The following is a 25,787-nucleotide window of genomic DNA, read 5'->3' as shown; positions in this document are numbered from 1 at the left end:
GCGCCCTACTTGCCCAGCGACAGGATCTCGTTGGCGTTGACGATGGCGCCCGCGATTTCCTCGGTGGTGACGCGCTTGTTCATGGCCTGCTCGCGGATCAGGTCGTAGGCCTGGTCCTCGGTGACGTTGCGCGTGCGCATGAGGATGCTCTTGGCCTCCGCGATACGGCGCACGCCCAGCAGCTTGCCCTCGAGCTTGCGCAGGCGCCGGGCATGCGACTTGATGTCGTCATAGACCTGGCGCGCCACCACCAGCGAAGACAGCAGGCCGAATGAGCGCACGGGCGAAGGCAGCACCGCTTTCGCGCCGATGCGCAGCACGGCCTCGACGATGGTCGGATTCTCGTAGGTGACGATGGCGATGACCATGGGTGCGTCGTCGCTCTTGGCCCATTCGAAACCCAGGTCGATCACGTCCGGACGCACGGCCAGGAATACCGCGTCCAGCCCTTCTGGCAGGGTGGGCGCCGGCGGCCAGAAGGTCTGGACCTGACAGCCGATACGCTGAAGCTGTTGCGTCAACTGGCGGCCGTCGGCGTCGTCGGGATGATAGACCGCGATCCGCAGCGTGCGCAGGTCCTTGAGCAGGGAAGGCGTCGCGCGCTCCGCGCGCTGGCGGCTGGCGGTATCGCCCATCAGATGTCCAGCGAGCTCAGGGTGGCCGTCCAGTCGCCCAGCGAATGGGTGACCAGATACGGATCGGGATGCACGGACCGCGTGGCCTCGCGCACGATGGTGAATTGGCCCTTGGCATTGACCCGGCCGACACGCGGATACAGGCAAGTGTGATGATTGGTGGGATCGATGCGCACCCGGCCCTGGGGCGCCTGGAATTCGCTTTGCAGCACGCGCGGCAGAATTTGCGCGATCTCGTCGGTGCCAGTGTCGCGGAAGGCATTGGCGAAGATGTGCATCTGGAAGTACGCCGCTTCCCAGCAAAGATTGGGCACGCAATCGTGGCCGAAGCGCCGCCGCAAGCGTTCCAGGCAGCGCCGATTGATGTCGGAATCGATGGACTGGAAGTACGGCGCGGAGGTGAAATGGCCGGCCGCGACCTCGGGCTCCATCTGCGAGATCTCCGCTTCGGAGGTCGTCAGGCTGGCGATGGGCATGGTCTTCGGATCGAAGCCCGCGTCCGCGTAGGCGCGGTACAGGCAAGCGGTGGAGTTGCCGACCACGGTGGAGAAGATGAAGTCCGGGCGCTTGTTGCGGATGTCGTCCAGGATTTCCCGGTAATCGCGCTCGGTCGCGGTCAAGGGCACGTAGCGCTCGCCGAGCTTGGCGCTATCCTGCCGCTGCAACACGAGTTCGCCCATGATGCGGTTGGACTCGTAGGGATAGATGTAGTCCGAGCCGATCAGGTAGACCCGGGCGCCGAAGTTGGCGGTCATGAACTCTGCCAGTTGCACGCTGTTCTGATTGGGCGCGGCGCCGGTATAGATGATGTTGTTCGAGAACTCGAACCCTTCGTACAGCGTCGGGTAGAACAGCAGCCGGTTCCACTTCTCGACCACCGGCAGCACCGCCTTGCGGCTGCTGGACATATAGCAGCCGAATATGACGTTCACGCGGTCTTGCGTGATCAGCTTTTCGGCCAGCACGCTGTAGGTGGCGGGGTCCGACCTCGGGTCGTAACGCACCGGCACGATCTCACGGCCGTCGACGCCGCCCGCCTCGTTGATCTCGTCGATGGCCAGCAGCGTGCCTTGCAGCTGGGAACGGCCTATGGTCGATGTGGCCCCCGTTTCAGAGAACAACACGCCTACACGGATGGGATCTTTGTTTGCCATGATCGGGAGGCCCGCTGGCGCGGACATCCATCCTTTTTCGAGTTCATCAGTTTCAGCACAGCCGCAGCCGCCGTCAACACGTGGATTCCTGGGGTCGTCACGGCGCCGCCCTGGCATAGGCGCGGACCAGCGCCTGCGGCAGCGCCGCCGGGTTCGTCACGATCCGGTAGCCGCGAAAGCCGAACATGGCGCGCAGCTGCGGTTCGGCCTTGGCGTCCAGCGCAACGCAATGCACGCTCACGCCGCGCCCGCGCAATTCCAGCACCGCCTCGCGCGCGTCGTCCACCAGATAGCGCGGGTCGTGCGCGTCGACATCGGAAGGCTCGCCGTCGGTCACGACGATGATGGCGTGCCGCTCCCCCGGGACGAGCAGCGCCAGCCCGCCGGCATGCCGCAGCGCCGCGCCCAGGCGCGTCGAATAGCGGGCCTGGGCCGCGCCTATGCGGCCCAGCGCCGTCGCCACCGGAGCGCCGGGCTCCAGCAGCCGGTAGTAATACACCGCCGCCCGCGTATCCGAGCAGAAGCCGTGCACGGCGATCCTGTCGCCTTCGCCCGATGTGGCCTGCGCCAGCAGCATCGCTGCCTGCTTCTCCAGATCCAGCACCGTCGTCCCGGCGTCGGATGCCAGGTCGTTGGCCGAAGCCGACAGGTCCAGCAGCACCAGCGTGCTGCTGGCGCAGGGCTGGGTGCCGGGCCGCATGAAGAAGCGGGCGTCGGGCGCCAGATCCAGGCGCCGGTCGATCAGGACCTCGATCGCGGCGTTCAGGTCGATGTCATCGCCCTCCCATTGCCGCCTCAGACGGCGCGCGCGGCTCAGGCGACGAGACTGCGGCAAGGCCAGGCGTTGCACAGGAACGGCGGGCGCGGGCGGCGCCGTGCCGTTCCACCCGGGCAGCTTCTCGATCACGGTGCACCAGTCCGGCCGGCTGCGGCCCAGCTTGTAGTCCCATTCCGGATAGCGATAGCGCCCCAGTTCCGTTTCGTCGGCAGCTTGCTGTACGTCTTCCTGCCCTTGCGGCGCCGCGTCGCGGGGCTCGGGCACCATCCCCTGCGAACCCAGGGTCAGTTCAGGCGGCGGTTCGGCCGCGTCGCCGTAGTCCCACAGGTAGGCGTTGTCGTCGCGGTAAGGGACCGGCACGGCGTATTGCTGTGGATTGAAGCGCACCCGCATCTGGCCCAGGTCGTTCGCCAGTACCGACGCCAGGCGGCGAAAGGCCGCCGTGTCCCGCAGGTCGGCGGACTGCGCCTCGAACAATGCCCGCGCCTTGTTCACCCAGTGGTTGTCGTCACGCAGCGACGGGTCCATCAGCAGACGGCTCATGCGCTGGATCAGCGCCGCGAACCCCAGGTCCGCCGGATCGGGCGGCGGCGGCGCAAACGGCAGGAACCAGCGGCGCACGCCGGGATAGTCCGCGGCCAGCAGCCGCTCCACTCGCGCATCCTCGATGGCGGACACCACCGCCACGCCCATGGGCTTCAGGCTCGCGACCGGTTGCGCCGCCGGCGAATAGCGCAGATGGGCCGCCGCATGCGCCACGGCCGCGCGGTACAGCGCCCAGCGGTCGGCGCCGTCCAGCACGGTGTAGCTGTCCGGCACCAGCAGATGCGTAGGTGCGAGAATGGGGCGCGAAGGCGGACCGTCCAGTGCCGGACGCCGCAAGGCTTCGACCCCCATGGCTCTGCCCGAAAGGCCGCACAGAAGCCATGACAGCCGCGCCTGCGCGGCTTCCAGATCCTGCGCGCCCGCTTCGCCGTTCAGGGCCTCGCGCGCATAGGCATCGCGCAACTGGAAGTAGGCGCGCAGCAAGGCGGGCTGGCGTTCGTAGCGCCGCAGGCCCGCCAGCATCCAGCGCTCCAGCCCGCCCGCCGTCAGCTTCGCCATCAACTGGTCGAGCCGCTCCACCACGGCTGCGGCGCACTCCGCGTCTTCGTCATGCAGCAAGTCGATCCAGCGCCGCACTGCCGCGGCCTGGTCCTCGCCGCCGCGCGCGGCCAGGCGGCGCAACTTATCGTCCAGCGTGCCTGCCAGGCGTGCGCCGGCACCGGCTCCCTCCCCCGCGGACAGGACGGCTCGCATGTTCATTCCAGGTTCGCATCGACCAGCGCCCGCAGCGCGGCCGCCATGTCGGGGTCGTCCGTCAGCGCACGCGTCATCGTCATGTCGCAGCTCTCGGCGGGACTGACGCCGTCGCGGATCAGGATGCCGGCGTAGATCAGCATGCGGGTGGACACGCCCTCGTCCAGCCCATGGCGCTTGAGCTCGCGCGAACTGTGCGCGATCCGCACCAGCCGGTCCGCCAGCCCGGCGGCTATGCCCGCCTCGTGCGCCACGATTTCGGCCTCGTGCCCGGGTTCCGGATAGTCGAAATCCAGGGCCACGAAACGCTGCCGGGTGGAGGGCTTGAGATCCTTGGCGCTGCTCTGGTAGCCAGGGTTGTAGGACACCACCAACTGGAAATCCGGATGGGCTCGCACCACCTCGCCCTTCTTGTCCAGGGGCAGGATGCGCCGCGCATCGGTCAGCGGATGGATGACGACCGTCGTGTCCTGGCGCGCCTCCACGATCTCGTCCAGGTAGCAGATGCCGCCATGGCGTACCGCCAGCGTCAGTGGGCCGTCATGCCAGGCGGTGCCGTCGGCGTCCAACAGGTAGCGGCCCACCAGATCAGAGGCCGTCATGTCCTCGTTGCACGCCAGCGTGACCAGCGGCCGGCCCAGCTTCCAGGCCATGTACTCCACGAACCGCGTCTTGCCGCAGCCGGTGGGACCCTTCAGAATCATGGGCAGCCGATGCGCGTACGCATGTTCGTACAGTGCGGTTTCCCGCCCCGTCGGGCGGTAAAAGGGTTCTTGCGCAATCCGGTAGGTATCGAGCGGAGACGGCACGGTTCATGTCCTCGGAAAGCGTCCGTCCGGCACGGCAGGCCGGACGGACCGGATGATCGGCAGGCGCGCCTAGCGATGCTTTGCGTCCTCGTTGGGGATGCCTTCCATCGGGCACTCCGGCGTGCCCACCGTGGACCGGGTAAAGGACTCGACCATCTTGCGCGTGCCTTCCGGATCGTTGATCCAGTTGGCGTAGAAGTTGTAGGGGCAGGCCGCGACGCCCGTGGCCTCCTCGCCGGAATTGATCTTGCCGGTGTAGCCGCGATGCACCAGTTTGAACAGGTGGTTCTGCGACTGCATGTTCTTGCGCGCGTCGCGGATCAGGCTGGTCGACAGCTCGGCGTACTGCACGCCCATGTCTTCCTCGCCGCATTCGCCCAGCGTGCGGCCGTCAAAGCCGATGATGGCCGAATGGCCAAAGTAGGAATAGACGCCATCGAAACCCGCGGCGTTGGCCACCGCCACATAGACGTTGTTCATCCACGCCATGGCCTTGGACACCATGACCTGCTGATCCTTGGCCGGGTACATATAGCCCTGGCAGCGCACGATCAGTTCCGCGCCGCGCATGGCGCAATCGCGCCAGATCTCGGGGTAATTGCCGTCGTCGCAAATGATGAGGCTGATCTTCAGGCCCTTGGGGCCTTCCGACACATAGGTGCAATCGCCCGGATACCAGCCTTCGATCGGCACCCAGGGCATGATCTTGCGGTACTTCTGTACGATCTCGCCCTTGTTGTTCATCAGGATGAGCGTGTTGTAGGGCGCCTTGTTGGGGTGCTCTTCGTGGCGCTCCCCCGTCAGCGAGAACACGCCCCAGACATTGGCCTTGCGGCAGGCGTCGGCGAACACCGCGGTCTCTTCGCCCGGAATGGCCGACGCGGTTTCGTACATTTCCTTGGCGTCGTACATGATGCCGTGGGTCGAGTACTCGGGGAAGATGACCAGGTCCATGCCGGGCAGGCCGCGCTTCATGCCCACGACCATGTCGGCGATCTTGCGGGTGTTCTCCATCACCTCCGCGCGGGTGTGCAGCCGCGGCATCTTGTAGTTCACGACGGCCACGCCCACGCAATCGTTGCTGCTGGAGATATCTCCATGTCTCATGACAATGCTCCTCGGTGGTTGACGGTCATACCGTCAGGAAAGATCTGACTTTTTCCTGGTCCAGGTTCTCGCGGCACGCCTCATGCACGATGCGGCCCCGGTCTATCACCAGGAAGCGGTCGGCCAGGTCCAATGCGAAGCCCAACATCTGTTCCGACACGACGATGGCGAAGCCGCGTTCCTCGCGCAGCGCATTCAGGACCCGCGCGATGTCCTTGATGATGGAAGGCTGGATGCCCTCGGTAGGCTCGTCCAGGATCAGCACGCGCGGATCGGAGATGAGCGCCCGGGCGATCGCCAGCTGCTGCTGCTGTCCGCCGGACAGGTTGCCGCCTTTGCGCCGCCGCATCTCATGCAGCACCGGAAAAAAGCGGTACAGGTATTCCGGCACGGCCTTGAGCCCGCTGCGCTCGGCGCCCGTCAGGATGTTCTGCTCCACGGTCAGGAACGGGAAGATCATCCTGCCCTGCGGCACGAAGGCCAGCCCGTTGCGTACACGCTGGTAGCTCTCCATGCCCGCCAGTTCCACGCCGTCCAGCCGGATGCTGCCCGAGCCCGACCGCAGCATGCCGATCAGCGCCTTGAGCAAGGTGGTCTTGCCCATGCCGTTGCGGCCCATGATGGCCACGGATTCCCGGGGCGCCACGTCGAAGCACACGTCGTGGACGACGTGGGATTCCCCGTAACTCACGTTCAGCTTGTCGATCTGGAACACGATGCGCCCTCCTATCAATGGCCCAGGTACACATCCAGCACGCGCGGATCGGCTTGCACCTCGGCCACGGTGCCTTCGCTCAGTAGCCGGCCCTGGTGCAGCACGGTGACTTTGTGCGCGATGCGTTTGACGAAATCCATGTCGTGCTCGATGACGACCATCGATTTGCCGCGCGAGATCCGCGCCAACAGCTCGGCGGTCTGTTCGCGTTCGCGCGGACTCATGCCGGCCACCGGTTCATCCAGCAATAGCAGCTGCGGGCTCTGCATCAGCAGCATGCCTATCTCCAGCCATTGCTTCTGCCCGTGGCTCAGGCGGCCCGCCTTCTCCGCCAGGCGGTCCTGCAGAAACACTTGTGCGGCCATGTCCTGGATGCGCTCGCGGATGTCGGCCGTACGCCGGAACCGCAACGAGCGGACCACGCCGTGCGCGTTGGGCAACGAGATCTCGAAGTTCTCCAGCACGGTCAGGTCTTCGTAGACCGATGGCGTCTGGAACTTGCGCCCCACGCCGGCGCGCACAATGTCGAATTCCGCCATCCGCACCAGGTCGCGGCCCTGGAACATCACTCGGCCCGCGGACGGCCGGGTCTTGCCGCAGATGATGTCCAGCAGCGTGGTCTTGCCCGCGCCGTTGGGGCCGATGATGACGCGCAGTTCGTCCTGTGCCACGCGCAGGCTCAGCCCGTCCACGGCCCGAAAGCCGTCGAACGAGACTGTCAGATCCTCGACGCTCAGGATGGCGCCCGGCGCCGGGCGGTCGCTGCTCATGTCCATGCTGGCGGGCTCCTGCAGGTCCAGGGTGGCGCTCATCGCGCGCTCCCCGCGGCGCGGCGCGCCTGGATCTGGCCGAACACGCCGGCCAGGCCGTTGGGCATGATCACGACCACCGCAATGAAGATGGCGCCCAGGAAGTACAGCCACACTTCCGGGAAGGTCTCGGACAGATAGGATTTGAGAAAGCCGATCAGCAAGGCGCCAACCACGGCTCCCGGAATCGACAGGCGGCCGCCGACCGCGGCATAGATCACCATTTCGATCGACGCCACCACGCCGATCGCTCCCGGAGAGATCAGGCCCACCTGCAGGGTGAAGAATGCGCCACCGATGGACGACAGGACCGCAGCCACCGCGAAAATGCAGGCTTTCACGTGCGCCGTGTCGTAGCCCGAGAAGCGCACGCGGTCCTCGCGGTCGCGGATGGCGATCAGGATCTTGCCCAACCGGCTGCGCACGATCGCCAGCGCCGCCAACATCGCCACGATCAGCGCCCCAGCCTCGATGAAGTACAGCGCCTGCTTGCCATCATCGCCGACGATGTCCCAGCCCAGCAGCGTGCGGAAGTCGGTAATGCCATTGGCCCCGCCCGTGTCTCCCTGCTGGCCGATGATGAGGACAGTCAGCGTCATCGCCAGGGCCAGCGTCACGATGGCGAAGTACACCCCGCTGACCCGCTTGCGGAAAATGGCCAAGGAAAACAGATAGGCGGCCAGGCCCGGCAGGACCACGATCAGCAAGAGCGTCAGCGTCAGCGAGTGGAACGGCTGCCACCAGACCGGCAGGCTATCCACGCTGCTCCACACCATGAAGTCGGGCAGTTCCGGCGCGGAAGCCTCCAGCTTCAGGAACATGGCCATCATGTAGCCGCCCAGCCCGAAGAATATGCCTTGCCCCAGGCTCAACACGCCGCTGTAGCCCCAGGTCAGCACGATGCCTATCGCCACGAAGGCGAACGCCATGTACTTGCCGACGAGGTTCAGCCGGAACGGATCCAGCGACAGGGGCAGCACAGCCAGGATCAGCGCCGCGACCAACAGGATCGCGATCTCTTCGGTTTTCCGGTGCAGGGCCTTCATCGCATCACCCCCGAGTCTTATTGGCGAACAGCCCGTTTGGGCGGAAATAGAGCACTACGATCACCAGGACCAGGATCGTGACCTTGGCCATCGAACCGCTCATCAGGTATTCCAGCGTGGTCTGCGACTGCGCGATGGCCAGGCCGGAAAACGCCGTTCCCAACAGACTCTGCACGCCGCCGAACACCACCACGATGAACGAGTCGACGATGTAGAGCTGGCCGGTGCCGGGGTTGGTCGACCCGATCATGGTGAAGACACAGCCGGCGATCCCCGCCAGGCCGGAACCCAGCGCGAAAGTCAGCGCGTCCACGCGCCGCGTGTTGATGCCGACGGCGCCTGCCATCGCGCGGTTCTGCGTGACGGCGCGCACCCGCAGGCCCCAGGCGCTGCGATAAAGCAGCAGGTACACGCCCACGGCCACCAGCAATGTCAGGCCGAGGATGAAAATGCGGTTCAGCGGGAATTGCAGGTCGGGCGTGGGCTCCCACGCGCCGCTGAGCCAGGAGGCCAGCGGCACGCTGACCTCCTGCGCGCCGAATATCGAGCGGTAGGCTTGCTGCAGGATCAGGCTCAAGCCCCAGGTCGCCAGCAGCGTGTCCAGCGGACGGTTGTAGAACCAGCGTATGAAGCCGCGCTCAAGCACATAGCCAAATGCGAAGGTAACCAGGAACGCCAGCGGAATGGCCGCAAACAGATAAACGTCCATCCAGCCCGGCGCCCAATGCTGGAACGCCACCGAGACCAGATAGGTCGTGTAGGCCCCCATGGCCATCAGTTCGCCGTGGGCCATATTGATGACGCCCATCAGGCCGAACACGACGGCCAGGCCGATCGCCATCAGCAGAAGAATGCTGAAGAGGCTGATCCCGTTGAAAAGCTGCATTGCCGCAATGTCGAGATTCATGGTCACGTTCCAGGCTGTGCCGGCGGCATCGCCGCCGGCCATGGGCTCGCGCGCATCCGCAAGCGCGCGCTACAGCTTCGGGAAGGGATTGGGTTCGATCAGGTCCGCCGATTCCCAGACGATGTCGAACTGCCCATCGGGTCTGGCCTTGCCCACGCGTACCTTCTTCCAGACGTGATGGTTGGTTTCATGCACGCGCACGGTGCCCTCCGGCGCTTGCAATGTGAGGCCCGCCGAGGCCGCTATCACCTTGTCGGGATCGAACGAACCGGCCTTCTCCACGCCGAGCTTCCACAGGTACACACTGTTGTAGGCAACCTCCATCGGGTCGCCGATGACGCGGTCCTGGCCGTACTTGGCCTTGAACGCTTTGACGAACTTTTCGTTGGCCGGATTCTGCAGGCTCTGGAAATAACCCATGCAGGCGTAGTAACCCGCTGCGTTGTCCTTGCCTATGCCTTCGATCTCGTTCTCGGACACCACCGTGGACAGCAGCACGACGCGCGTGCCATCCAGGCCGGCCGCGCGCAGCTGCTTGTAGAACGCGACGTTCGAGCCGCCCACCACGGTGCTGTAGATGCACTCGGGCTTGGCCGCCTTGATCTTGTTGATGATGGAAGAAAATTCCGTGTGCCCCAGCGGCGCGTACTCTTCGCCCACCACCTTGGCGTTCATGCGCGCAATGGCCGGCTTGGCGATCTTGTTGCAGGTGCGCGGATAGATGTAGTCGGAGCCGACCAGGAAGAAGGTCTTGCCCTTTTCTCGCGCCATCCACTCCACCGCCGCGATCACGGACTGCGTGGCTTCCTGCGACGGGTAGAACACCCGCGCATCCTGCTCCTGGCCCTCGTAGTAGGTCGGGTAGTAAAGCAGGCCCTTGCTGCGCGAGAGCACGGGCAGCAAGGCCTTGCGCGAGGCCGAGGTATAGCAGCCCACGATGGCCGCGACCTTGTCGCGGTCGAGCAGCTTGCGCGCCTTCTCGGCGAACACCGCGTTCTCGCTCGCGCCGTCTTCGACCACGGGTTCGATCTTGCGGCCCATCACGCCGCCCGCGGCGTTGATCTCTTCGATCGCCAGCTTTTCCGCGTCCACCAGCGAAGCCTCGGCGATGGCGATGGTGCCGGACAGGGAATGCAGCAGGCCCAGTTTGACGGTGTCTTGGGCGTAAGCCTGGCGGGGCAAGGCTGCCATCCCCGATGCGGCACTCAGTAAGACCATGGAGCCGCTGTGCTGCAGAAAGCGGCGGCGGTTGTATACGCTCATCGTTGCGCTCCTGTGCGTTTCTGAAGGCAAGCCTCCGGCCGGGGCTTGCACGCAAGCCCTGAACTGCCCGGGATTGGACAGGCGCCATTGCCCACCACATCACGACGACTGCCGTCCGCCCGCAGCGTCCACGTTTCTTCAGGCAAAGCTGCGCCCACGGCGCAGCGAAACGCCATTCGAAGAGAAGCGATGGACAAACGGAAAACGAAAAGGCCCGAGCCGGAAATTCCGGCTCGGGCCTTTTTGCCCTACGCCTGACTGGCAACACTGGCAGTCGGCGAAAATTTGAAGACGAACTTGCGTCTGGAAGGCATTCTGAAGAAGCGTGTGGCGCTATGCCATGCGTATTTTCCCTTAGCGGCCGCGACGCGATGCCAAGGCGCGGCGCAAGGCTGGCGCGGCAGCCTGCAGGTACTGCCACAAGCGGTTCGACACCGGGCCTTGCGCCCGGTCCGTGCGCCGCGCCGCCACCAGTTCTTCGACGCTGCCGGGCAGATGGCGGTTGGCAATGGAAAGCAGACTGCCGTCACGCAGTTCATCGTCGATGAGAAAGCGCGGCATATGGCCCCAGCCCATGCCTTGCAGGATGATTTCCTTCTTCATCAACTGGTCAGCCACCGTGCACTGGCGCGCGCCTTCGACGGTGAAATAGTCTTGCGATGGCGAGTGCGTGGCGGTATCGCGCATGACGCATTGCGTGTAGTCGCGCAGCAGCGCGGGCTTGATCGCGCGCGGCACGGGCTCACGCAGAAAGCCCGGCGCCACGACGGGCACGAAAGGCACTTTGACCAAATCGACCCATTCGATGCGGGCGTCGTTCTTGTCGACGCGATGCAGGATGAGGTCGGCCTCGCCATCGTAAAGGCGTTCCAGCGGCCCGGACACGGCTTCGAAGTGCAGGTCCAGGCGCGTGGCCGGACAGTCCGCGAAGAAACGGCTCAACAAGCCCAGCACGTAGGGCCGCGGGCAGAAATCGCCGATCACGATCCGCAGTTCGGTTTCCTCGCCCATCGCCAGTTGTTCGGCGTGCGCACGCAAGGCGGTCAGCTCGCGCAGCAGCGATTGCGCACGGGCGTGGAAGGACTGCCCCGCGGCTGTCAGGCTCACGCGGTAGCCGCTGCGGTCCAGCAGGGCCAGGCCCAGCTGCCGTTCCAGCTTGGCCACGGCGGCGAACACCGCCGGGTGCGAACGGTGCAGCGTTACCGCGGCCGCCTGGAAGCCGCCGGCGCGCGCCACCGCGTCGAAGCACTGGAGATCGTGCAGCGTGAATTCGCTCATGTCTGTTTTTCCGACAATGATTGTGAGAACTTTGTAATTTTTTCTTGAACGGTGCGCAACTACGATTTGCCTCACACCCATCACCGAGAGGCGAACCATCATGCAAGATATCTCCCACTACACCGCCGGCGACGGCGCCCGCATCGCCTACCGTTACGATGGCCACGCGGACCTGCCCACGCTGGTGCTGGCGAACTCCATCGGCACCACGCTGCACATGTGGGACGCGCAGATTCCCGCGCTGACCCGCCACTTCCGCGTGCTGCGCTATGACTACCGCGGCCATGGCGCGTCCAGCGTGCCGCAAGGCCCCTATTCGCTGGACCGCCTGGGCCGCGATGTGCTGGAACTGCTGGATGGGCTGGGCATCGAGCGCGCGCATTTCCTGGGACTGTCGCTGGGCGGCATCGTCGGCCAGTGGCTGGGGGTGCATGCTCCCGAGCGCGTCGGCCGCCTGATCCTGAGCAACACTTCGGCCTATCTGGGACCGGCGCCGCAATGGGACGAACGCATCGCCGCCACGCTGCGGGCGGAAAACATGTCGGAAACAGCCGAAACGTTTCTGAAGAACTGGTTTCCCGCGTCCTGGTTACGAGATGGCAACCCTGCCGTCGAACCGTTCCGCGCCATGCTGCTGAGCACCGACAAGCACGGCCTGGCAGGCGCATTCGCGGCCGTGCGGGACTTCGACCTGCGCCGGACCATCGCCCTGATCCCCAATCCGACGCTGGTCATCGCCGGCCAGCACGACACCGTCACCGCGGCCAGCCATGGCGAGCAGATCGCCGCGACCATTCCCGGCGCCCGCCTGCTGACGCTGCCGGCCGTGCACTTGGCCAACATCGAATTGCCCGAGGCGTTCGAAGCCGCGGTGATGGAATTCCTGCTCGCGGCCTGAGCCGGCCGCCTTATTCCGCGCCGCGCTCCCAGCGGCGCTGGATGGCCTTGGCTGCGACCACGCCGTCGGCCATGGAGGTCACCACGCAGGGATGCATCCGGTGCGCCACCTCGCCCACGGCATAGATGTCCGGCACGCTGGTTTCGGCGGTGGCGAAGTCCGTGCGGATGTAGCCGCGCTCGTCGCGGGCCAGATGCAGGCTGTCGGCAAAGCCGGCCTGGGGCTCCCAGCCGTAAAAGACCAGGATCAGGTCGTATTGTCTGCCGTCCACGCTGCGGCTGGCGGGGTCCACCTTGTACGGGCCGATGTGCACGCCTTCGCGGCCGGCGCGCGTCACCCATTGCTGCTGGGCGCGGACGCTGCGGGCATAGAGATGCACGCTGCGGGCGCCGCGGTTGCGCACATAGACGTAGTTTTCGAAAGCGTTGTCGCCCCCGCCCAGCACCGCCACCGACAGGCCCGAGTAGTCCTGCGCCACGATGGGCGAGCCAGGACCGATCAGCACGCCCGGCCAGGATGCATTCGGAGGATGGTCCGGCAGGCCCTTGGCGCGCACGCCGGAGGCGATCACCAGGGTGCGCCCGCGCACCAGGGATTCGGCGCCGTCCGGGCCGGACAGCGTGGCCTCGATGCCGCCCTTGCAGGGGCGCACCCCGGCTACGCGCGTTTCCAGCCGCAGCGGCACGCCGGCCGCGCGCACGCTGGCGTCGATATTGGCGGCCACCTGCTGCCCGGTGACGCCCGGCAGCACGGCGATCCAGTCGTCGGCGAAAGGGTTGTCATTGCCCAGCCCGCCCAGCCGGGCGCCGGCCTCGACCAATAGCGGGGACAGGCCCAGCCGCGCCAACCACAGGGCGCAGGAGGCGCCGGCCGGGCCGCCGCCTACAATGACCGAATCGTGCATCTGTTGCATTTCACCCCTTATTGACTGCGCCGGCGCCTCGCGGACGTCCGGACATGGCCGGATTGTAGCCAGCGCGCCGCCCTCGTTCCGCTGTCGCCTTACAATTCCGGGCTACCCCACCCAGGTTTTCATCATGCCTACACGCCGTATCATTCTTTCCGGGCTCGCGCTCGATGCCCGCATCGGCATCCTCGAGCACGAGCGCCGCGCCACCCAGCCCCTGCATGTCGACGCCGAATTCGACGTGGACATCCAGCGCTCGGTCGACGACCACGATATCCACAGCGTGCTGGACTACCGCCGGCTGCGCGAAGCTATCGTCGAAGAATGCACGCAGGCGCACGTGAACCTGATCGAAACCCTGTCGGAACAGGTCGCGGCGCGTCTGCTGGCCGACTTCCAGGAAATCCGCGCGCTGCGCCTGCGCATCAGCAAACCCATGGCCTTTTCCGACTGCGCGGCGGTAGGCGTGGAAATCCAGATCACGCGTTGACCATGAACGATATCGCTACCCCCGAGGTGCGCTTTCGCACCGAGGCCGAAGAAAAGGCCCGCCACGAAGGCAACAAGCTGACCAAGCGCCTGGCGCGCGAAACCACCCGCGCCCTGTCCGACTACAACATGATCGGGGAAGGCGACCGCGTGATGGTCTGTCTGTCCGGCGGCAAGGATTCCTATGCGATGCTGGACATCCTGCTGCAGCTGCAGAAGCGCGCGCCCTTCAAGTTCGAGCTGATCGCGGTCAACCTGGACCAGAAGCAGCCGGGCTTTCCCGACCATATCCTGCCCGAGTATCTGAAGACGCTGGGCGTGCCCTTCCACATCGAGACGCAGGACACCTATTCCATCGTCACGCGCGTGCTGGAAGAGGGCAAGACCATGTGCTCGCTCTGTTCGCGCTTGCGCCGCGGCATCCTGTACCGCGTCGCCTCCGAGCTGGGCGCCACCAAGATCGCGCTAGGCCATCACCGCGACGACATCCTGGGCACGTTCTTCCTGAACCTGTTCTACGGCGGAAAGGCCAAGGGCATGCCGCCCAAGCTGGTGTCGGACGACGGCCGCCACACGGTGATCCGCCCCCTGGCCTATGTGCCGGAGACCGACCTGATCGCCTATGCGGAACTCAAGCAGTTCCCCATCATTCCCTGCAATCTCTGCGGCTCGCAAGAGAACCTGAAGCGCAAGGAAGTGGGCCGCATGATCAAGGAATGGGACAAGCAGCATCCGGGCCGCTCGTGGAACGTGTTCAACGCGCTGTCGCGCGTGGTGCCCTCGCACTTGATGGACCGTGACCTGTTCGACTTCGTGGGCCTGAAGCCCACCGGCGTGCCGGACGCCAACGGCGACACGGCGTTCGACGCCGAGGATCCGCAAGAGAATGCCGGCGAAGCCTGTGGCGATGCGCCGCAGGCGCTGGATCCCGGCGCCATCGTCGAAAAGAAGGTGACGTTCACGCGCGGATGAACGCTGGGCGGAAGTAAAAAAGGCTGCTTGCGCAGCCTTTTTTTCTTTTACGGGCGCAGCGCCTATGCGTTCAGCACGCGGATAGGCTTGCCTGCTTTCCACGCCTTCACCGCTTCCAGCGCGTTCTGGTAGAAGGCTTCGAAGTTCTCGCGGCTGACGTAGCCCAGATGCGGCGTCAGGATCACGTTGTCGAGGTCGCGCACGGTGTCGGTGGGCGACAGCGGTTCCTCGGGATAGACGTCCAGGCCGGCGCCCGCGATGCGGAACTTCACCAGCGCGTCCATCAGGGCTTCCTGGTCCACCAGGCCGGCGCGCGAGGTGTTGACCAGGTAGGCGGTCGGCTTCATCGCGGCCAGCGCGGCGGCGTCGACCACGTGGCGGCTGCGCTCGGACAGGATCAGGTGCAGGCTGACCACGTCGGACGTGGCGAAGAGTTCGTGCTTGTCCACCCGCTTCACGCCTGCGGCCTCGGCACGCTCGTCGGTCAGGTTGGGGCTCCAGGCCACCACATCCATGCCGAAGGCCAGCCCCACCTTGGCCACAGCCGCGCCCAGCTTGCCCAGGCCCAGCACGCCCAGGCGCTTGCCCGCCAGCGGCTCGGGCATGGCCGTCTGCCACATGCCGCGGCGCATGGCTGCGTCTTCGGCAGGGAGGTGTTTGAACAAGCCCAGGATATGCGCCCAGGCGAGTTCGGCCGTGGCGGTGTTGGCGTCGGCGCTGCCGGGCGCGCCGCAGACGATGATGCCCTGCTCGGCGCAGGCCTGCATGTCGATGGCGTTGTTGCGCATGCCGGTGGTGACCAGCAGGCGCAGATTTGGGAGGGCGCGGATTCGTTCGGCAGGGAACGGCGTGCGCTCGCGCATGGCGACGATCACGTCGAAGGACTCGAGCGATGGCTCGACCTGCCCTTCCGGGATGAAATTATTGAAGATCCGCACCTCGGCGTCACCGCCCAGCGAGGTCCAATCCGCATAGCGCTTCGCTACGTCGTGGTAATCGTCGAGTATTGCGATTTTCAAGAGCTGTCTCCGGGGGCTAGGCGCCTGTGGCGCCAGCCTCCCGGCCGGCGCACCGCGCCGGTCAGTTCAAGCGGGCTTTGAATTGCTCCAGCGGCAAGGCGCCGCTGACGCGCGAGCCGTCTGCAAAGAAGGTGGTCGGCGTGCCGCGCACCATCAGCTTCTGGCCCAGGGCCAGCAGCTTGTCCTCGGGCACGTCGCAATTCGCGGTGGCGGGCTTCTTGCCGCGCAGCATCCAGTCGTCCCAGGTGGCGCCCGGGTCCTTGGAGCACCACACGTCACGCACCTTGTCCTTGGAATCCGGCGACAGGATGGGATAGAGGAAGGTGTAGACGGTGATGTTGTCGACGTTTTCCAGCGTCTTGCGCAATTGCTTGCAGTAGCCGCAATTGGGGTCTTCGAAGATCGCAACCTTGCGCGAGCCGTCGCCCTTGACCTGCTTGATGGCCAGGTCCAGCGGCAGCTGGTCGAACGACACGGCGCTCAGGCGTTCCTGCGTTTCGCGGGTGACGTCGCGGCGCGTCATGGCGTCGATCAACGGACCTTCCATGACCCAGGTCACCTTTTCATCCGTGTAGATCAGGTCCATGCCCAGCTGCACTTCGAACAGGCCGTAAGGCGTGCGGCGCACGGCCGTCACGTCCATGCCGTCGAAACGCTGGCGAAAGCGATCCTTGACCGCGTCCGCCACGGGATCGGCCGGCGCCACCTGGGTGGTGGAATAGCTCTTGTCGCCCTTGCCAGGCTGCCCCACCGACTGGGTCGAGACAGACTTGTCGCCCTGGGCCGCCGCGCCGGCGGACAAGCCCAGGCCCGCGGCCAGGAAACAAGCCGCCAGCGTGGCGGATATGCGGAAATTCATCGGTACTCCTGTACTTGTCTATCGTGTTCTTGTGCGGAAAGGGTAACCGATCCGCACTGCAGCCAAGCCGGCCTGCACGGGCAGGCGCCCCCTATGGGTCAGACAGTTCGCCCACGGGCTAGGTTCCGCGGAGCGGATCCTGCCCTAATTGGCCGAAGCGCCGGTAATCAGGCGGCGCTTGATCAGCGGCGCCCTTTCCACCCAGTGCATGCCGGCGTTGCGCAGCCAGACCAGCGGCGTCGCCCGCGAGGCGAACAGCTTGTGCAGGCCGTCGGTGGCCAGGCGCATGGCCAGCACCGGTTCGGCGCGCGCGCGCTGGTAGCGGTGCAGCACGCGCAGGTCGCCCGCCGCGCGGTAGGCTTCGCGGCCGGCGACGACGCGGGCCAGGGCCTCGACATCGCCCAGGCCCAGGTTCAGCCCCTGGCCGGCCAGCGGGTGCAGGCGGTGCGCCGCGTCGCCCGCCAGCGCGATGCCGGGCGCGACCATCTGGGCGCGTTCCAGCGTCAAGGGGAAGCCATGCAGCTTGCTGCGGACCTTCAGCGCGCCCAAACGGCCCTCGGCGGCCTCGGCCAGCAGGGCCTCGAGCCGGGTGGCCTGCTCCTCGGGCGGCAATGCCAGCAGCGCCTGGGCCAGCTCGGTGCGCATAGACCAGACCATGGAAACCTGCGGACCGGCCGAGGTGTCGGGCAGCGGCAGCAGGGCCAACACGCCGTCGTCGCGGAACCATTGGAAAGCGGCGCCCTGGTGCGGGCGCTCCGCGTCCAGGTGCACTACCAGGCCCGTGTCGTCGTAGGACACGGCCTCATGCTTCAGCCCGGCGGCCTCGCGCAGCGGCGATGCGGCGCCATCGGCGCCTACGAACAGCTCGGCCTCGATGCGCGCGCCGCTCTCGGTGTCGATCGCGCCGTCGCGGTAACCCGTGCAGCGGTCCTCCAGCCAGGGAATACCGAACATGCGGACCGCCTGGATCAGCACGCGCTCGATTTCGCCGGACTCGACGATCCACGCCAGCTGCGGCAGCGCCGCCTGCCAGGCGCTCAGGTTGACCTGACCGTCGGCGTCGCCGTGGATTTCCATGGCGTTGACCGGCGTCAGCCGGGACGCGGGCATGGCGTCCCACACGCCCAGTTCGGCCAGAAAGCGCTGGCTGGCGGGCGAAATGGCGTAGACGCGCGGGTGATAGCGGTCGGGATCGGCCGGCGGCACGCTGGCGCGCGGCGCCAGCACGGCCACGCGCTGGCCACGGCGGGCCAGCGCCAGGGCGGTGGACAGGCCGACGATGCCGGCCCCGCAAACGACGATCTGATGGCTCATCTTGCGCTTGGCTCCCCGGCCTGTTTCGGCCACAGCACCCACATCTGGCCGCGCTGCTTCATGCGGCCGGCCTGTTGGCCGGCTTCGTCGCCATAGCCCCAATAGAAGTCGGCGCGCGCGCCGCCTCGGATGGCCGTGCCCGTATCCTGCGCCAGCACCAGGCGCTGCAGCGGCCGGTCGGATGCAGGATAGGTCGTGGCCAGGAACACGGGCGTACCCAGCGGCACGAAGCCCGCGTCCACCGCGATCGAGCGCATGGGGGCCAGCGGCACGGCATAGGCGCCCTTGGGGCCTTGTTCCGGATCAACCACCATTTCTTCGCGGAAGAACACCACCGCCGGGTTGGCGTTGAGCATTTCCGGCACGCGCTTGGGATTGCGCTGGGCCCAGGCGCGGATGTTCTGCATGGAGGCCTGGTCGGCGGACAGCTCGCCGCGGTCGATCAGCCAACGGCCGATGGACGCATAGGGCTGGCCGTTGTGGTCGGCATAGGCCACGCGGATGGTCTTGCCGGAATCGGGACCGTCGGTCAGCTGCACCCGGCCCGAGCCCTGCACCTGCAAGAAGAAGTTGTCGACGGGGTCGTCCACCCACACCAGCACGGGTGGGCGGCGGCCCGAGGACTCGATGGCGGCGCGCGAGTCATAGGGCACCACGCGCTTGCCGTCCAGCTTGCCGCGCACGCGCTTGCCCGCCAGTTCCGGATAGATCGAGCCCAGGTCGATGGTCAGCAGGTCCGCGGGCACGGTGTACAGCGGCCATTGGTGGCTGCCGCCCTGGCGGCGCGAGCCGCGCACCAGAGGCTCGTAATAGCCCGTCACGGTATTGGTGGCCGGCTTGCCGTCGGCGGCGTTCAGGCGCCAGGGCTGCAGGTAGGTCTGGAGGAAGCGGCGCACGCCCTCGCCATCACCGGCAGCGGGCGCGCGGGCCGGATCCACCGCGGCGGCGCAGACCGGCTGCCAGGCCCGCGGCGTGGCGCGCGCGGGCGCGGCCAGGTTGCCGCTGGTCGGCCGCATCAGGCCGCGGCAGTTGCGCAGGAACAGGGGCCAGAAGCGCGACAGATCATCGTTGCTCCAGCCGGGCATCTCGGACCAGTTGGCCGCCTTGTACTTGCCGGCCAGCGCGCGCGGCGGAGTGTCCGGTAAGGATGCCAGCGACGGCACCACCAGAGGGCCGTCGGCCGCAGGCGCGGACGGGCCGGGGATGCTGGACGAGCCCGAATCGGGCGGGATATCGGAGGGGGTGGAACATGCCGCCAGCAATACGGACAGCACGGACAGACTGAGAATGCGCTTCATGAGCAAATGAAAAAACGTGCGACGGGTGGCCGGGCCATTCAATGCAGGGTACGCGGCATGGCCAGGACGAATTCGGCGATCGGCACTTCGAACGGAATGCCGTTCTCGCCGACGCAGTGATAGGTGCCCCGCATCGTGCCCACCGGGGTAGGCAGGGGACAGCCGCTGGTGTATTCGAAGGTTTCGCCGGGCGCCAGCAAGGGCTGCTGCCCGACGATGCCCAGGCCGCGCACTTCCTGCACGCGCTGGTTGCCGTCGGTGATGATCCAGTGGCGGCTGATCACCTGGGCGGGATGCTCGCCGGTATTGGTGATGCGGACGGTATAGGCGAACACGAACTGCTGTTCGGCAGGGTCGGACTGTTCGGGCACGAAGCGCGGAGAGACAGAGACGCTCAGGTCGTAAGGTTTCACAGTCCTTCCCTGTGTGATGCTGGCAGGCCACCGTGGTACGGCGCCGGACGCAGGAAAAGACGCGGTTCCCGGACCCGCCGGGCCGGGCCATTCCCGGTACCGCGCCTCAAACTGCAATAATGGCACATTATGCCCTCCCCGATCCCGAACATCATGTCTACCCAACAGGCTTCCACCCGCATCACCCCCAGCATCCTGTCGGCCGACTTCGCCCGCCTGGGCGAGGAAGTCCGCAACGTCGTCGCCGCTGGCGCCGACTGGATCCACGTGGACGTGATGGACAACCACTATGTCCCCAATCTGACCATAGGCCCGATGGTGTGCGCGGCGATCCGCCCCCACGTCCAGGTGCCGATCGACGTGCATCTGATGGCGGAACCGGTGGACGACCTGGTGCCGATGTTCGCCAAGGCCGGCGCCGACTACATCAGCTTCCACCCGGACGCCAGCCGCCACGTGGACCGCACCCTGTCGCTGATCCGCGAAAACGGCTGTAAGGCCGGCCTGGTGTTCAACCCCGCCACCCCGCTGTCCTACCTGGACTATGTGATGGACAAGATCGACCTGATCCTGATCATGTCGGTCAATCCGGGCTTTGGCGGCCAGAGCTTCATCCCCGGCGCGTTGACCAAGCTGCGCGAGGCGCGCGCCCGGATCGATGCCTGGATGCAGGCCGGCGGCCAGGAAATCGTGCTGCAGGTGGACGGCGGCGTGAAGATCGACAACATCGCCGAAATCCGCCGCGCCGGCGCCGACACCTTCGTGGCCGGCTCCGCCATTTTCGGCAAGCCGGACTACGCCGGCATCATCAAGTCCATGCGCGACCAGATCGCCATCGGCGAAACCACCGCCATCTAAGCCTCGGGAACCGACATGACCGTTTTTCGCGCCGCGCTGCTGGACCTGGACGGCACCCTGCTGGATTCGATTCCCGACCTGGCCTTCGCGGCCAACGCCATGCGCGTGGAGCTGGGCATGTCGCCGCTGCGCGAAGACGTGGTGGCCACCTTCGTCGGCAAGGGCGTGGACAACCTGGTGCGCCGCAGCCTGGCCGGCAGCCTGGACGCCGCCGACCCCACTGCCGCCGAGTTCGATGTCGCCCGCGCCGCCTTCTATCGCCACTACCACCTGTCCAACGGCGAGAAAGCGCAGATCTACCCCGGCGTCATCGAAGGCTTGAAGCTCATGCGCGAGCAAGGCCTGAAGCTGGCGGTGGTGACCAACAAGCCCACCGAATTCACCCTGCCGCTGCTGCAGCGCACGGGCCTGGCGGGCTTTTTCGACGCCGTGGTCTGCGGCGACACCTGCGAGCGCCGCAAGCCGGATCCCGACCAGGTGTTGCATGCCTGCGACTTGCTCGGCGTTGCCGCGGAGGAAGCCGTGACCATCGGCGATTCGGTCAATGACGCCCAGGCGGGCCGCAGCGCGGGCACCCAGGTCCTGGTGGTGCCTTATGGCTACAACGAAGGCCGCGACGTGCGCGAGCTGGATGTCGATGGTATAGTGGACACGCTAGTCGCTGCCGCCGAGTGGGTCGTGATCTGGAATCAAAACCGGAACGCGGCAAAAACAGGCTCCTGAATACCTGGCGGCTCACCGCGAATTCAATACTGAACAAAGCTCAATGAACGTTTCCATCCAGAACCAAATGCTCGGCGCCTCGTGGCGCTGGTGGCGTTTGTCTTCCGGGTGGCGATGATCCCTCCCGGCCCTGGACGCGTATGCCGCCTAGTGCCGTAGCTGTGTAAAACACAGAGCCAAGCCCGGAACCAGTAACCTGGACCGGGCTTTTTTGTTGTGCGCCTGGTCCGAAAGCAAATAAATCGCTCACGAGACCCGACATGACCGAAATCGAATTCAAGGCCCTCGCCGCACAAGGCTACAACCGCATCCCGCTGGTTGCCGAAACCTATGCCGACCTGGACACCCCGCTGGGCATCTACCTGAAGCTGGCGCATGCCGGCCCCCAGGGCGGGCGCATGACCTGCCTGATGGAATCGGTGGTGGGCGGCGAGCGCTTCGGCCGCTATTCCTTCATCGGCCTGCCGGCCCGCACGGTGATCCGCGCCAGCGGCACCCGCACCGAAGTACTGCATGACGGCAAGGTCGCCGAGACCCACGACGGCGATCCGCTGGCCTTCATTGAGCAGTACCAGAGCCGCTTCAAGGTCGCCCTGCGCCCGGGCATGCCGCGCTTCTGCGGCGGCCTGGCGGGCTATTTCGGCTACGACACGGTGCGCCACATCGAGCCCTGCCTGGGCCCCGCGGTCAAGCCGTTTCCCGCCGGCATGGAAGGCGGTACGCCCGACCTGATGCTGATGCACGTGGACGAGCTGGTCATCGTCGACAACCTGGCCGGCCGCATCTACCTGATGGTCTACGCCGACCCGAGCCAGCCCGAGTCTTACAGCCGCGCCCAGCAGCGCCTGCACGACCTGCGCGCGCGCCTGCGACGCCCCGTGGAAATCCCCTACAGTCACGCCAGCATGCAGACCGAAGAGCGGCGCGACTTCAAGAAGGAAGACTATCTGGCCGCCGTGCACCGCGCCAAGGAACACATCGCCGCGGGCGACCTGATGCAAGTGCAGATCGGCCAGGTCATCGCCAAGCCCTTTCGCGATTCCCCCCTCTCCCTCTACCGCGCCCTGCGGTCGCTCAATCCCTCCCCCTACATGTACTTCTGGAACTTCGGCGACTTCCAGGTGGTCGGCGCGTCGCCGGAGATCCTGGTGCGCCAGGAGCGCGTGATGGAAGACGGCGAACCCAAGTCGCAGATCACCATCCGTCCCCTGGCCGGCACCCGCAAGCGCGGCGGCACGCCCGAGGAAGACGCCGCCCTGGCCGCCGAACTGAAGGCCGACCCCAAGGAAGTGGCCGAGCACGTGATGCTGATCGATCTGGCGCGCAACGACGTGGGCCGCGTGGCCCAGGTGGGCTCGGTCAAGGTCAGCGACACCATGGTGATCGAACGCTATTCGCACGTAATGCACCTGGTGTCCAACGTCACCGGCACGCTGAACCCGGGCATGAGCAGCATGGACGTGCTGCGCGCCTCCTTCCCCGCCGGCACCCTGACCGGCGCGCCCAAGGTCGAGGCCATGAAGATCATCGACGAACTGGAGCCCGTGCGCCGCGGCATCTACGGCGGCGCGGCCGGCTACCTGAGCTACGGCGGCGAAATGGACGTGGCCATCGCCATCCGCACCGGCGTCATCAAGGACGGCACGCTGTACGTGCAGGCCGCCGCCGGCATCGTGGCCGACTCCAACCCCGAAGCCGAATGGGCCGAAACCGAAGCCAAGGCCCGCGCGGTGCTGCGCGCGGCGGAGCAGGTGCAGCACGGCCTGGACGAGCCCATCTGAGGCCCCGCCCCCAACCGGACATATCCGGGCCGCCGGGCGGCCCTAGAGGAGAATTAAATGCTGTTGATGATCGACAACTACGACTCTTTCACCTACAACCTGGTTCAGTACTTCGGTGAACTGGGCGAGGACGTGCGCGTGGCGCGCAACGACCAGATCACGCTGGAAGAGATCGCCGCCATGAATCCGGACCGCATCTGCGTGTCGCCCGGCCCCTGCTCCCCCGCCGAGGCGGGCATCTCGGTGCCCGTGATCCAGGCCTTCGCCGGCAAGAAACCCATCCTGGGCGTGTGCCTGGGCCACCAGGCCATCGGCGCGGCCTACGGCGGCGACATCGTACGCGCGCAGCAGATCATGCACGGCAAGACCGTGCGGATCTCGCATACGGGCACGGACATCTTCACCGATCTGCCCACCCCCTACACCGTGATCCGTTACAACTCGCTGACCATCGACCCCGCCACCCTGCCCGACTGCCTGGCCGTGACCGCGACCGCGCCGGACGGCGACATCATGGGCGTGCGCCACAAGACCCTGCCGCTATACGGAGTACAGTTCCATCCCGAGTCGGTGCTCAGCGAGCACGGCCATGCCCTGCTCCGCAATTTCCTGAACCTCGCCTAAGAAGGACGCATCGTGACGATTTCCCCCGCCGAAGCGCTGACGCGCTGCATAGAACACCGCGAAATTTTCCACGACGAAATGCTGCATCTCATGCGCATGCTGATGCGCGGCGAAATGTCGCCGCAGATCGCAAGCGCCCTGCTGATGGGCCTGCGCGTGAAGAAAGAGACCATAGGCGAGATCACCGCGGCCGCGCAGGTCATGCGCGAGTTCGCCACGCCCGTGGTCACGCCCAACCCCGCCGACCTGCTCGACATGTGCGGTACCGGCGGCGACGGCAGCCATACCTTCAACATTTCCACCACAGCAATGTTTGTGGCGGCCGCCGCCGGCGTGCCGATCGCCAAGCACGGCAACCGCAGCGCCTCGTCCTCCAGCGGCAGCGCCGACGTGCTGGAAGCGCTGGGCGCCAACCTGGTGCTGACGCCCGAGCAGGTGGCCGAGTGCATCCAGGCCACCGGCATCGGTTTCATGTTCGCGCCCGCCCACCATGGCGCCATGAAGAACGTGGCCGCCGTGCGCAAGGAGCTGGGCGTGCGGACGATCTTCAACATCCTGGGCCCGCTGACCAATCCGGCCGGCGCCGCCAACCAGCTGATGGGCGTGTTCCATCCGGACCTGGTCGGCATCCAGGTGCGCGTGCTGGAACGCCTGGGTTCGCGCCACGTGCTGGTGGTGCACGGCAAGGACGGCATGGACGAGGCCTCGCTGGGCGGCGCCACCCTGGTCGGGGAACTCAAGGACGGAAAAATCCTCGAATATGAGATCCACCCCGAGGACTACGGGCTATCCATGATGTCCAACCGGAGCATCAAGGTGTCCAATCGCGAACAATCGCGCGAGCTTGTCATAGAGGCGCTCGAAAATGTCGAGGGCACCGCCCGCGACATCGTCGCGCTCAATGCGGGACTCGCCATCTATGCTGGCAATAAAGCCGATTCCATTCCCGAAGCCTTAGCACTAGCATTCGAATTGATCTCCACCGGCGCGGCGCGAGCCAAGCTGGAAGAATTCTGCGCATATACCCGGAAATTCCTGAAATGAACGATATTCTCGCGAAGATCCTCGCCGTCAAGGCCGAGGAAGTCGCCGCCGCTCGCCAGATGCGCAGCGAAGCCGAAGTCCTGCGCGAAGCGCAGGCGCGGCAGGACGTGCGTGGCTTTGCCCAAGCCATCGAAGACAAGATCTCGCAAGGCAAGGCCGGCGTCATCGCTGAAATCAAGAAAGCCTCGCCCTCCAAGGGCGTGCTGCGCGACCCCTTCAATCCCCCGGAAATCGCCTCCACCTATGCGGTGCATGGCGCGGCCTGCCTGTCGGTGCTGACCGACGTGCAGTTCTTCCAGGGTTCCCACGACCACCTGCGCCAGGCGCGCGCGGCTTGCTCGCTGCCGGTGCTGCGCAAGGACTTCGTGATCGACCCGTACCAGATCATCGCCGCGCGCGCCATGGGCGCGGACTGCGTGCTGTTGATCGTGGCCGCGCTCAGCCCCGCGCAATTGCGCGACTATGAAACGCTGGCGATGGAACTGGGCATGGACGTGCTGGTGGAAGTGCACGACGCCAAGGAACTCGACATCGCGCTGACCCTGAAGACGCCGCTGCTCGGCATCAACAACCGCAACCTGCGCACCTTCGAGACCAGCCTGTCGAACACGCTGGACCTGCTGCCCCGGATTCCCGCGGGCAAGCGCGTCGTGACCGAAAGCGGCATCCTCAAGCCCGAAGACGTGCAGCTGATGCGCCAGCACAAGGTCGATGCCTTCCTGGTGGGCGAAGCCTTCATGCGCGCCAAGGATCCGGGCGCGGAACTTGCGCGCCTGGTGGGCTAGGCA

General features: G+C 66.2%; 26 protein-coding genes. 9 read left to right on the top strand and 17 right to left on the bottom strand.

The features are described from left to right. Positions 1–5: 5 nt before the first annotated feature. The 11 genes from AC3WOB_RS18950 to AC3WOB_RS18900 all read right to left on the bottom strand — a co-directional run bounded on the left by AC3WOB_RS18950 (position 6) and on the right by AC3WOB_RS18900 (position 11,800). The gene (locus AC3WOB_RS18950) at positions 6–635 is read right to left on the bottom strand and encodes an ANTAR domain-containing response regulator (protein WP_013391119.1); all 630 of its coding nucleotides are present in this window, start codon (positions 633–635) and stop codon (positions 6–8) included. Further along, complete coding sequence (locus tag AC3WOB_RS18945) at positions 635–1,789, bottom strand: transporter substrate-binding domain-containing protein (RefSeq protein ID WP_013391118.1); 1,155 nt, start codon at positions 1,787–1,789, stop codon at positions 635–637. Before AC3WOB_RS18945 ends, AC3WOB_RS18950 begins: the two co-directional genes overlap by 1 nt. Before the next feature lie 97 nt (positions 1,790–1,886). Then, positions 1,887–3,866, bottom strand: coding sequence for a nitric oxide reductase activation protein NorD (locus AC3WOB_RS18940; protein WP_492275865.1), 1,980 nt, complete (start codon positions 3,864–3,866; stop codon positions 1,887–1,889). A 2-nt stretch (positions 3,867–3,868) separates the two neighbouring features. Continuing rightward, positions 3,869–4,675: a CbbQ/NirQ/NorQ/GpvN family protein gene (locus AC3WOB_RS18935; protein WP_492275864.1), complete on the bottom strand. Its 807-nt coding sequence runs from the start codon at positions 4,673–4,675 to the stop codon at positions 3,869–3,871. Positions 4,676–4,744: 69 nt separating this feature from the next. Continuing rightward, positions 4,745–5,782: an aliphatic amidase gene (locus tag AC3WOB_RS18930; RefSeq protein ID WP_492275863.1), complete on the bottom strand. Its 1,038-nt coding sequence runs from the start codon at positions 5,780–5,782 to the stop codon at positions 4,745–4,747. A gap of 25 nt (positions 5,783–5,807) precedes the next feature. After that, positions 5,808–6,497: an urea ABC transporter ATP-binding subunit UrtE gene (gene urtE / locus AC3WOB_RS18925; protein WP_013391114.1), complete on the bottom strand. Its 690-nt coding sequence runs from the start codon at positions 6,495–6,497 to the stop codon at positions 5,808–5,810. Positions 6,498–6,511: 14 nt separating this feature from the next. Beyond that, entirely contained in the window at positions 6,512–7,273 is a 762-nt protein-coding gene (gene urtD, locus AC3WOB_RS18920) for an urea ABC transporter ATP-binding protein UrtD (protein ID WP_085947826.1), read from the bottom strand. A gap of 32 nt (positions 7,274–7,305) precedes the next feature. After that, positions 7,306–8,352: an urea ABC transporter permease subunit UrtC gene (urtC, locus tag AC3WOB_RS18915; protein WP_013391112.1), complete on the bottom strand. Its 1,047-nt coding sequence runs from the start codon at positions 8,350–8,352 to the stop codon at positions 7,306–7,308. A gap of 4 nt (positions 8,353–8,356) precedes the next feature. Then, positions 8,357–9,259, bottom strand: a complete 903-nt coding sequence (urtB, locus tag AC3WOB_RS18910) for an urea ABC transporter permease subunit UrtB (RefSeq protein WP_492275862.1) — start codon at positions 9,257–9,259, stop codon at positions 8,357–8,359. Between the two features lie 69 nt (positions 9,260–9,328). Further along, positions 9,329–10,522, bottom strand: a complete 1,194-nt coding sequence (urtA, locus tag AC3WOB_RS18905) for an urea ABC transporter substrate-binding protein (RefSeq protein ID WP_013391110.1) — start codon at positions 10,520–10,522, stop codon at positions 9,329–9,331. Positions 10,523–10,876: 354 nt separating this feature from the next. Then, a complete protein-coding gene (locus tag AC3WOB_RS18900; protein ID WP_013391109.1) occupies positions 10,877–11,800 on the bottom strand; it encodes a LysR family transcriptional regulator in 924 nt (307 codons plus the stop codon). Positions 11,801–11,900: 100 nt separating this feature from the next. Here AC3WOB_RS18900 and pcaD point away from each other — a divergent pair, with 100 nt between their 5' ends. Beyond that, positions 11,901–12,698, top strand: a complete 798-nt coding sequence (gene pcaD, locus AC3WOB_RS18895) for a 3-oxoadipate enol-lactonase (RefSeq protein WP_492275861.1) — start codon at positions 11,901–11,903, stop codon at positions 12,696–12,698. A 10-nt stretch (positions 12,699–12,708) separates the two neighbouring features. On the opposite strand, the gene AC3WOB_RS18890 is transcribed toward pcaD, so the two are convergent. Next, positions 12,709–13,611 (bottom strand): NAD(P)/FAD-dependent oxidoreductase, encoded by a 903-nt coding sequence (locus tag AC3WOB_RS18890; protein WP_492275860.1) that lies wholly within the window; start codon positions 13,609–13,611, stop codon positions 12,709–12,711. A 124-nt stretch (positions 13,612–13,735) separates the two neighbouring features. Between AC3WOB_RS18890 and folB the strand changes: the two genes are divergently transcribed. Beyond that, positions 13,736–14,095: a dihydroneopterin aldolase gene (gene folB / locus AC3WOB_RS18885; protein WP_013391106.1), complete on the top strand. Its 360-nt coding sequence runs from the start codon at positions 13,736–13,738 to the stop codon at positions 14,093–14,095. A 2-nt stretch (positions 14,096–14,097) separates the two neighbouring features. Then, the gene (ttcA, locus tag AC3WOB_RS18880; protein WP_492275859.1) at positions 14,098–15,066 is read left to right on the top strand and encodes a tRNA 2-thiocytidine(32) synthetase TtcA; all 969 of its coding nucleotides are present in this window, start codon (positions 14,098–14,100) and stop codon (positions 15,064–15,066) included. A gap of 62 nt (positions 15,067–15,128) precedes the next feature. Here the strand turns inward: ttcA and AC3WOB_RS18875 are convergent, their stop codons facing one another. From AC3WOB_RS18875 to apaG, 5 genes are all read right to left on the bottom strand, one after another. Then, positions 15,129–16,085 carry a D-2-hydroxyacid dehydrogenase family protein gene (locus AC3WOB_RS18875; RefSeq protein ID WP_492275858.1) on the bottom strand — a complete coding sequence of 319 codons (957 nt, stop codon included), beginning with the start codon at positions 16,083–16,085 and terminating at the stop codon, positions 15,129–15,131. Between the two features lie 61 nt (positions 16,086–16,146). After that, a complete protein-coding gene (locus AC3WOB_RS18870) occupies positions 16,147–16,944 on the bottom strand; it encodes a DsbC family protein (RefSeq protein ID WP_492275857.1) in 798 nt (265 codons plus the stop codon). 144 nt (positions 16,945–17,088) lie between these two features. After that, the gene (locus tag AC3WOB_RS18865; protein WP_492275856.1) at positions 17,089–18,258 is read right to left on the bottom strand and encodes a UbiH/UbiF family hydroxylase; all 1,170 of its coding nucleotides are present in this window, start codon (positions 18,256–18,258) and stop codon (positions 17,089–17,091) included. Then, positions 18,255–19,556, bottom strand: coding sequence for a murein transglycosylase A (mltA, locus tag AC3WOB_RS18860; RefSeq protein ID WP_492275855.1), 1,302 nt, complete (start codon positions 19,554–19,556; stop codon positions 18,255–18,257). Before mltA ends, AC3WOB_RS18865 begins: the two co-directional genes overlap by 4 nt. 38 nt (positions 19,557–19,594) lie before the next feature. After that, on the bottom strand, positions 19,595–19,969 hold the full coding sequence (gene apaG, locus AC3WOB_RS18855; protein ID WP_207469053.1) for a Co2+/Mg2+ efflux protein ApaG: 375 nt from the start codon (positions 19,967–19,969) through the stop codon (positions 19,595–19,597). A 129-nt stretch (positions 19,970–20,098) separates the two neighbouring features. Here apaG and rpe point away from each other — a divergent pair, with 129 nt between their 5' ends. The 6 genes from rpe (at position 20,099) to trpC (ending at position 25,784) form a co-directional block, all read left to right on the top strand. Continuing rightward, positions 20,099–20,827 carry a ribulose-phosphate 3-epimerase gene (gene rpe / locus AC3WOB_RS18850; protein WP_492275854.1) on the top strand — a complete coding sequence of 243 codons (729 nt, stop codon included), beginning with the start codon at positions 20,099–20,101 and terminating at the stop codon, positions 20,825–20,827. A 15-nt stretch (positions 20,828–20,842) separates the two neighbouring features. After that, positions 20,843–21,550: a phosphoglycolate phosphatase gene (locus AC3WOB_RS18845; protein WP_492275853.1), complete on the top strand. Its 708-nt coding sequence runs from the start codon at positions 20,843–20,845 to the stop codon at positions 21,548–21,550. 260 nt (positions 21,551–21,810) lie between these two features. Further along, the gene (gene trpE / locus AC3WOB_RS18840) at positions 21,811–23,331 is read left to right on the top strand and encodes an anthranilate synthase component I (protein ID WP_492275852.1); all 1,521 of its coding nucleotides are present in this window, start codon (positions 21,811–21,813) and stop codon (positions 23,329–23,331) included. A gap of 57 nt (positions 23,332–23,388) precedes the next feature. After that, positions 23,389–23,955, top strand: coding sequence for an aminodeoxychorismate/anthranilate synthase component II (locus AC3WOB_RS18835; RefSeq protein WP_013391096.1), 567 nt, complete (start codon positions 23,389–23,391; stop codon positions 23,953–23,955). Positions 23,956–23,967: 12 nt separating this feature from the next. After that, entirely contained in the window at positions 23,968–24,999 is a 1,032-nt protein-coding gene (gene trpD, locus AC3WOB_RS18830; RefSeq protein WP_013391095.1) for an anthranilate phosphoribosyltransferase, read from the top strand. Continuing rightward, a complete protein-coding gene (gene trpC / locus AC3WOB_RS18825) occupies positions 24,996–25,784 on the top strand; it encodes an indole-3-glycerol phosphate synthase TrpC (RefSeq protein ID WP_013391094.1) in 789 nt (262 codons plus the stop codon). Before trpD ends, trpC begins: the two co-directional genes overlap by 4 nt. The last annotated feature ends 3 nt before the right edge of the window (positions 25,785–25,787 follow it).

Source organism: Achromobacter sp. FW305-C-30-7, from assembly GCF_058783105.1.
The sequence above is the reverse complement of the archived record's forward strand: the minus strand, read 5'-3'. Positions and strand labels throughout refer to the sequence as shown.

What these genes read in the sequence shown, in the direction of transcription:
- trpC (WP_013391094.1), top strand. Translation starts at nt 24,996, where the DNA reads ATGAACGATATTCTCGCGAAGATCCTCGCCGTCAAGGCCGAGGAAGTC.
- AC3WOB_RS18845 (WP_492275853.1), top strand. Translation starts at nt 20,843, where the DNA reads ATGACCGTTTTTCGCGCCGCGCTGCTGGACCTGGACGGCACCCTGCTG.
- trpE (WP_492275852.1), top strand. Translation starts at nt 21,811, where the DNA reads ATGACCGAAATCGAATTCAAGGCCCTCGCCGCACAAGGCTACAACCGC.
- AC3WOB_RS18900 (WP_013391109.1), bottom strand. Translation starts at nt 11,800, where the DNA reads ATGAGCGAATTCACGCTGCACGATCTCCAGTGCTTCGACGCGGTGGCG.
- mltA (WP_492275855.1), bottom strand. Translation starts at nt 19,556, where the DNA reads ATGAAGCGCATTCTCAGTCTGTCCGTGCTGTCCGTATTGCTGGCGGCA.
- ttcA (WP_492275859.1), top strand. Translation starts at nt 14,098, where the DNA reads ATGAACGATATCGCTACCCCCGAGGTGCGCTTTCGCACCGAGGCCGAA.
- rpe (WP_492275854.1), top strand. Translation starts at nt 20,099, where the DNA reads ATGCCCTCCCCGATCCCGAACATCATGTCTACCCAACAGGCTTCCACC.
- AC3WOB_RS18930 (WP_492275863.1), bottom strand. Translation starts at nt 5,782, where the DNA reads ATGAGACATGGAGATATCTCCAGCAGCAACGATTGCGTGGGCGTGGCC.
- urtC (WP_013391112.1), bottom strand. Translation starts at nt 8,352, where the DNA reads ATGAAGGCCCTGCACCGGAAAACCGAAGAGATCGCGATCCTGTTGGTC.
- AC3WOB_RS18950 (WP_013391119.1), bottom strand. Translation starts at nt 635, where the DNA reads ATGGGCGATACCGCCAGCCGCCAGCGCGCGGAGCGCGCGACGCCTTCC.
- folB (WP_013391106.1), top strand. Translation starts at nt 13,736, where the DNA reads ATGCCTACACGCCGTATCATTCTTTCCGGGCTCGCGCTCGATGCCCGC.
- pcaD (WP_492275861.1), top strand. Translation starts at nt 11,901, where the DNA reads ATGCAAGATATCTCCCACTACACCGCCGGCGACGGCGCCCGCATCGCC.
- urtD (WP_085947826.1), bottom strand. Translation starts at nt 7,273, where the DNA reads ATGGACATGAGCAGCGACCGCCCGGCGCCGGGCGCCATCCTGAGCGTC.
- AC3WOB_RS18870 (WP_492275857.1), bottom strand. Translation starts at nt 16,944, where the DNA reads ATGAATTTCCGCATATCCGCCACGCTGGCGGCTTGTTTCCTGGCCGCG.
- AC3WOB_RS18865 (WP_492275856.1), bottom strand. Translation starts at nt 18,258, where the DNA reads ATGAGCCATCAGATCGTCGTTTGCGGGGCCGGCATCGTCGGCCTGTCC.
- urtB (WP_492275862.1), bottom strand. Translation starts at nt 9,259, where the DNA reads ATGAATCTCGACATTGCGGCAATGCAGCTTTTCAACGGGATCAGCCTC.
- AC3WOB_RS18940 (WP_492275865.1), bottom strand. Translation starts at nt 3,866, where the DNA reads ATGCGAGCCGTCCTGTCCGCGGGGGAGGGAGCCGGTGCCGGCGCACGC.
- urtA (WP_013391110.1), bottom strand. Translation starts at nt 10,522, where the DNA reads ATGAGCGTATACAACCGCCGCCGCTTTCTGCAGCACAGCGGCTCCATG.
- AC3WOB_RS18835 (WP_013391096.1), top strand. Translation starts at nt 23,389, where the DNA reads ATGCTGTTGATGATCGACAACTACGACTCTTTCACCTACAACCTGGTT.
- AC3WOB_RS18945 (WP_013391118.1), bottom strand. Translation starts at nt 1,789, where the DNA reads ATGGCAAACAAAGATCCCATCCGTGTAGGCGTGTTGTTCTCTGAAACG.
- AC3WOB_RS18890 (WP_492275860.1), bottom strand. Translation starts at nt 13,611, where the DNA reads ATGCAACAGATGCACGATTCGGTCATTGTAGGCGGCGGCCCGGCCGGC.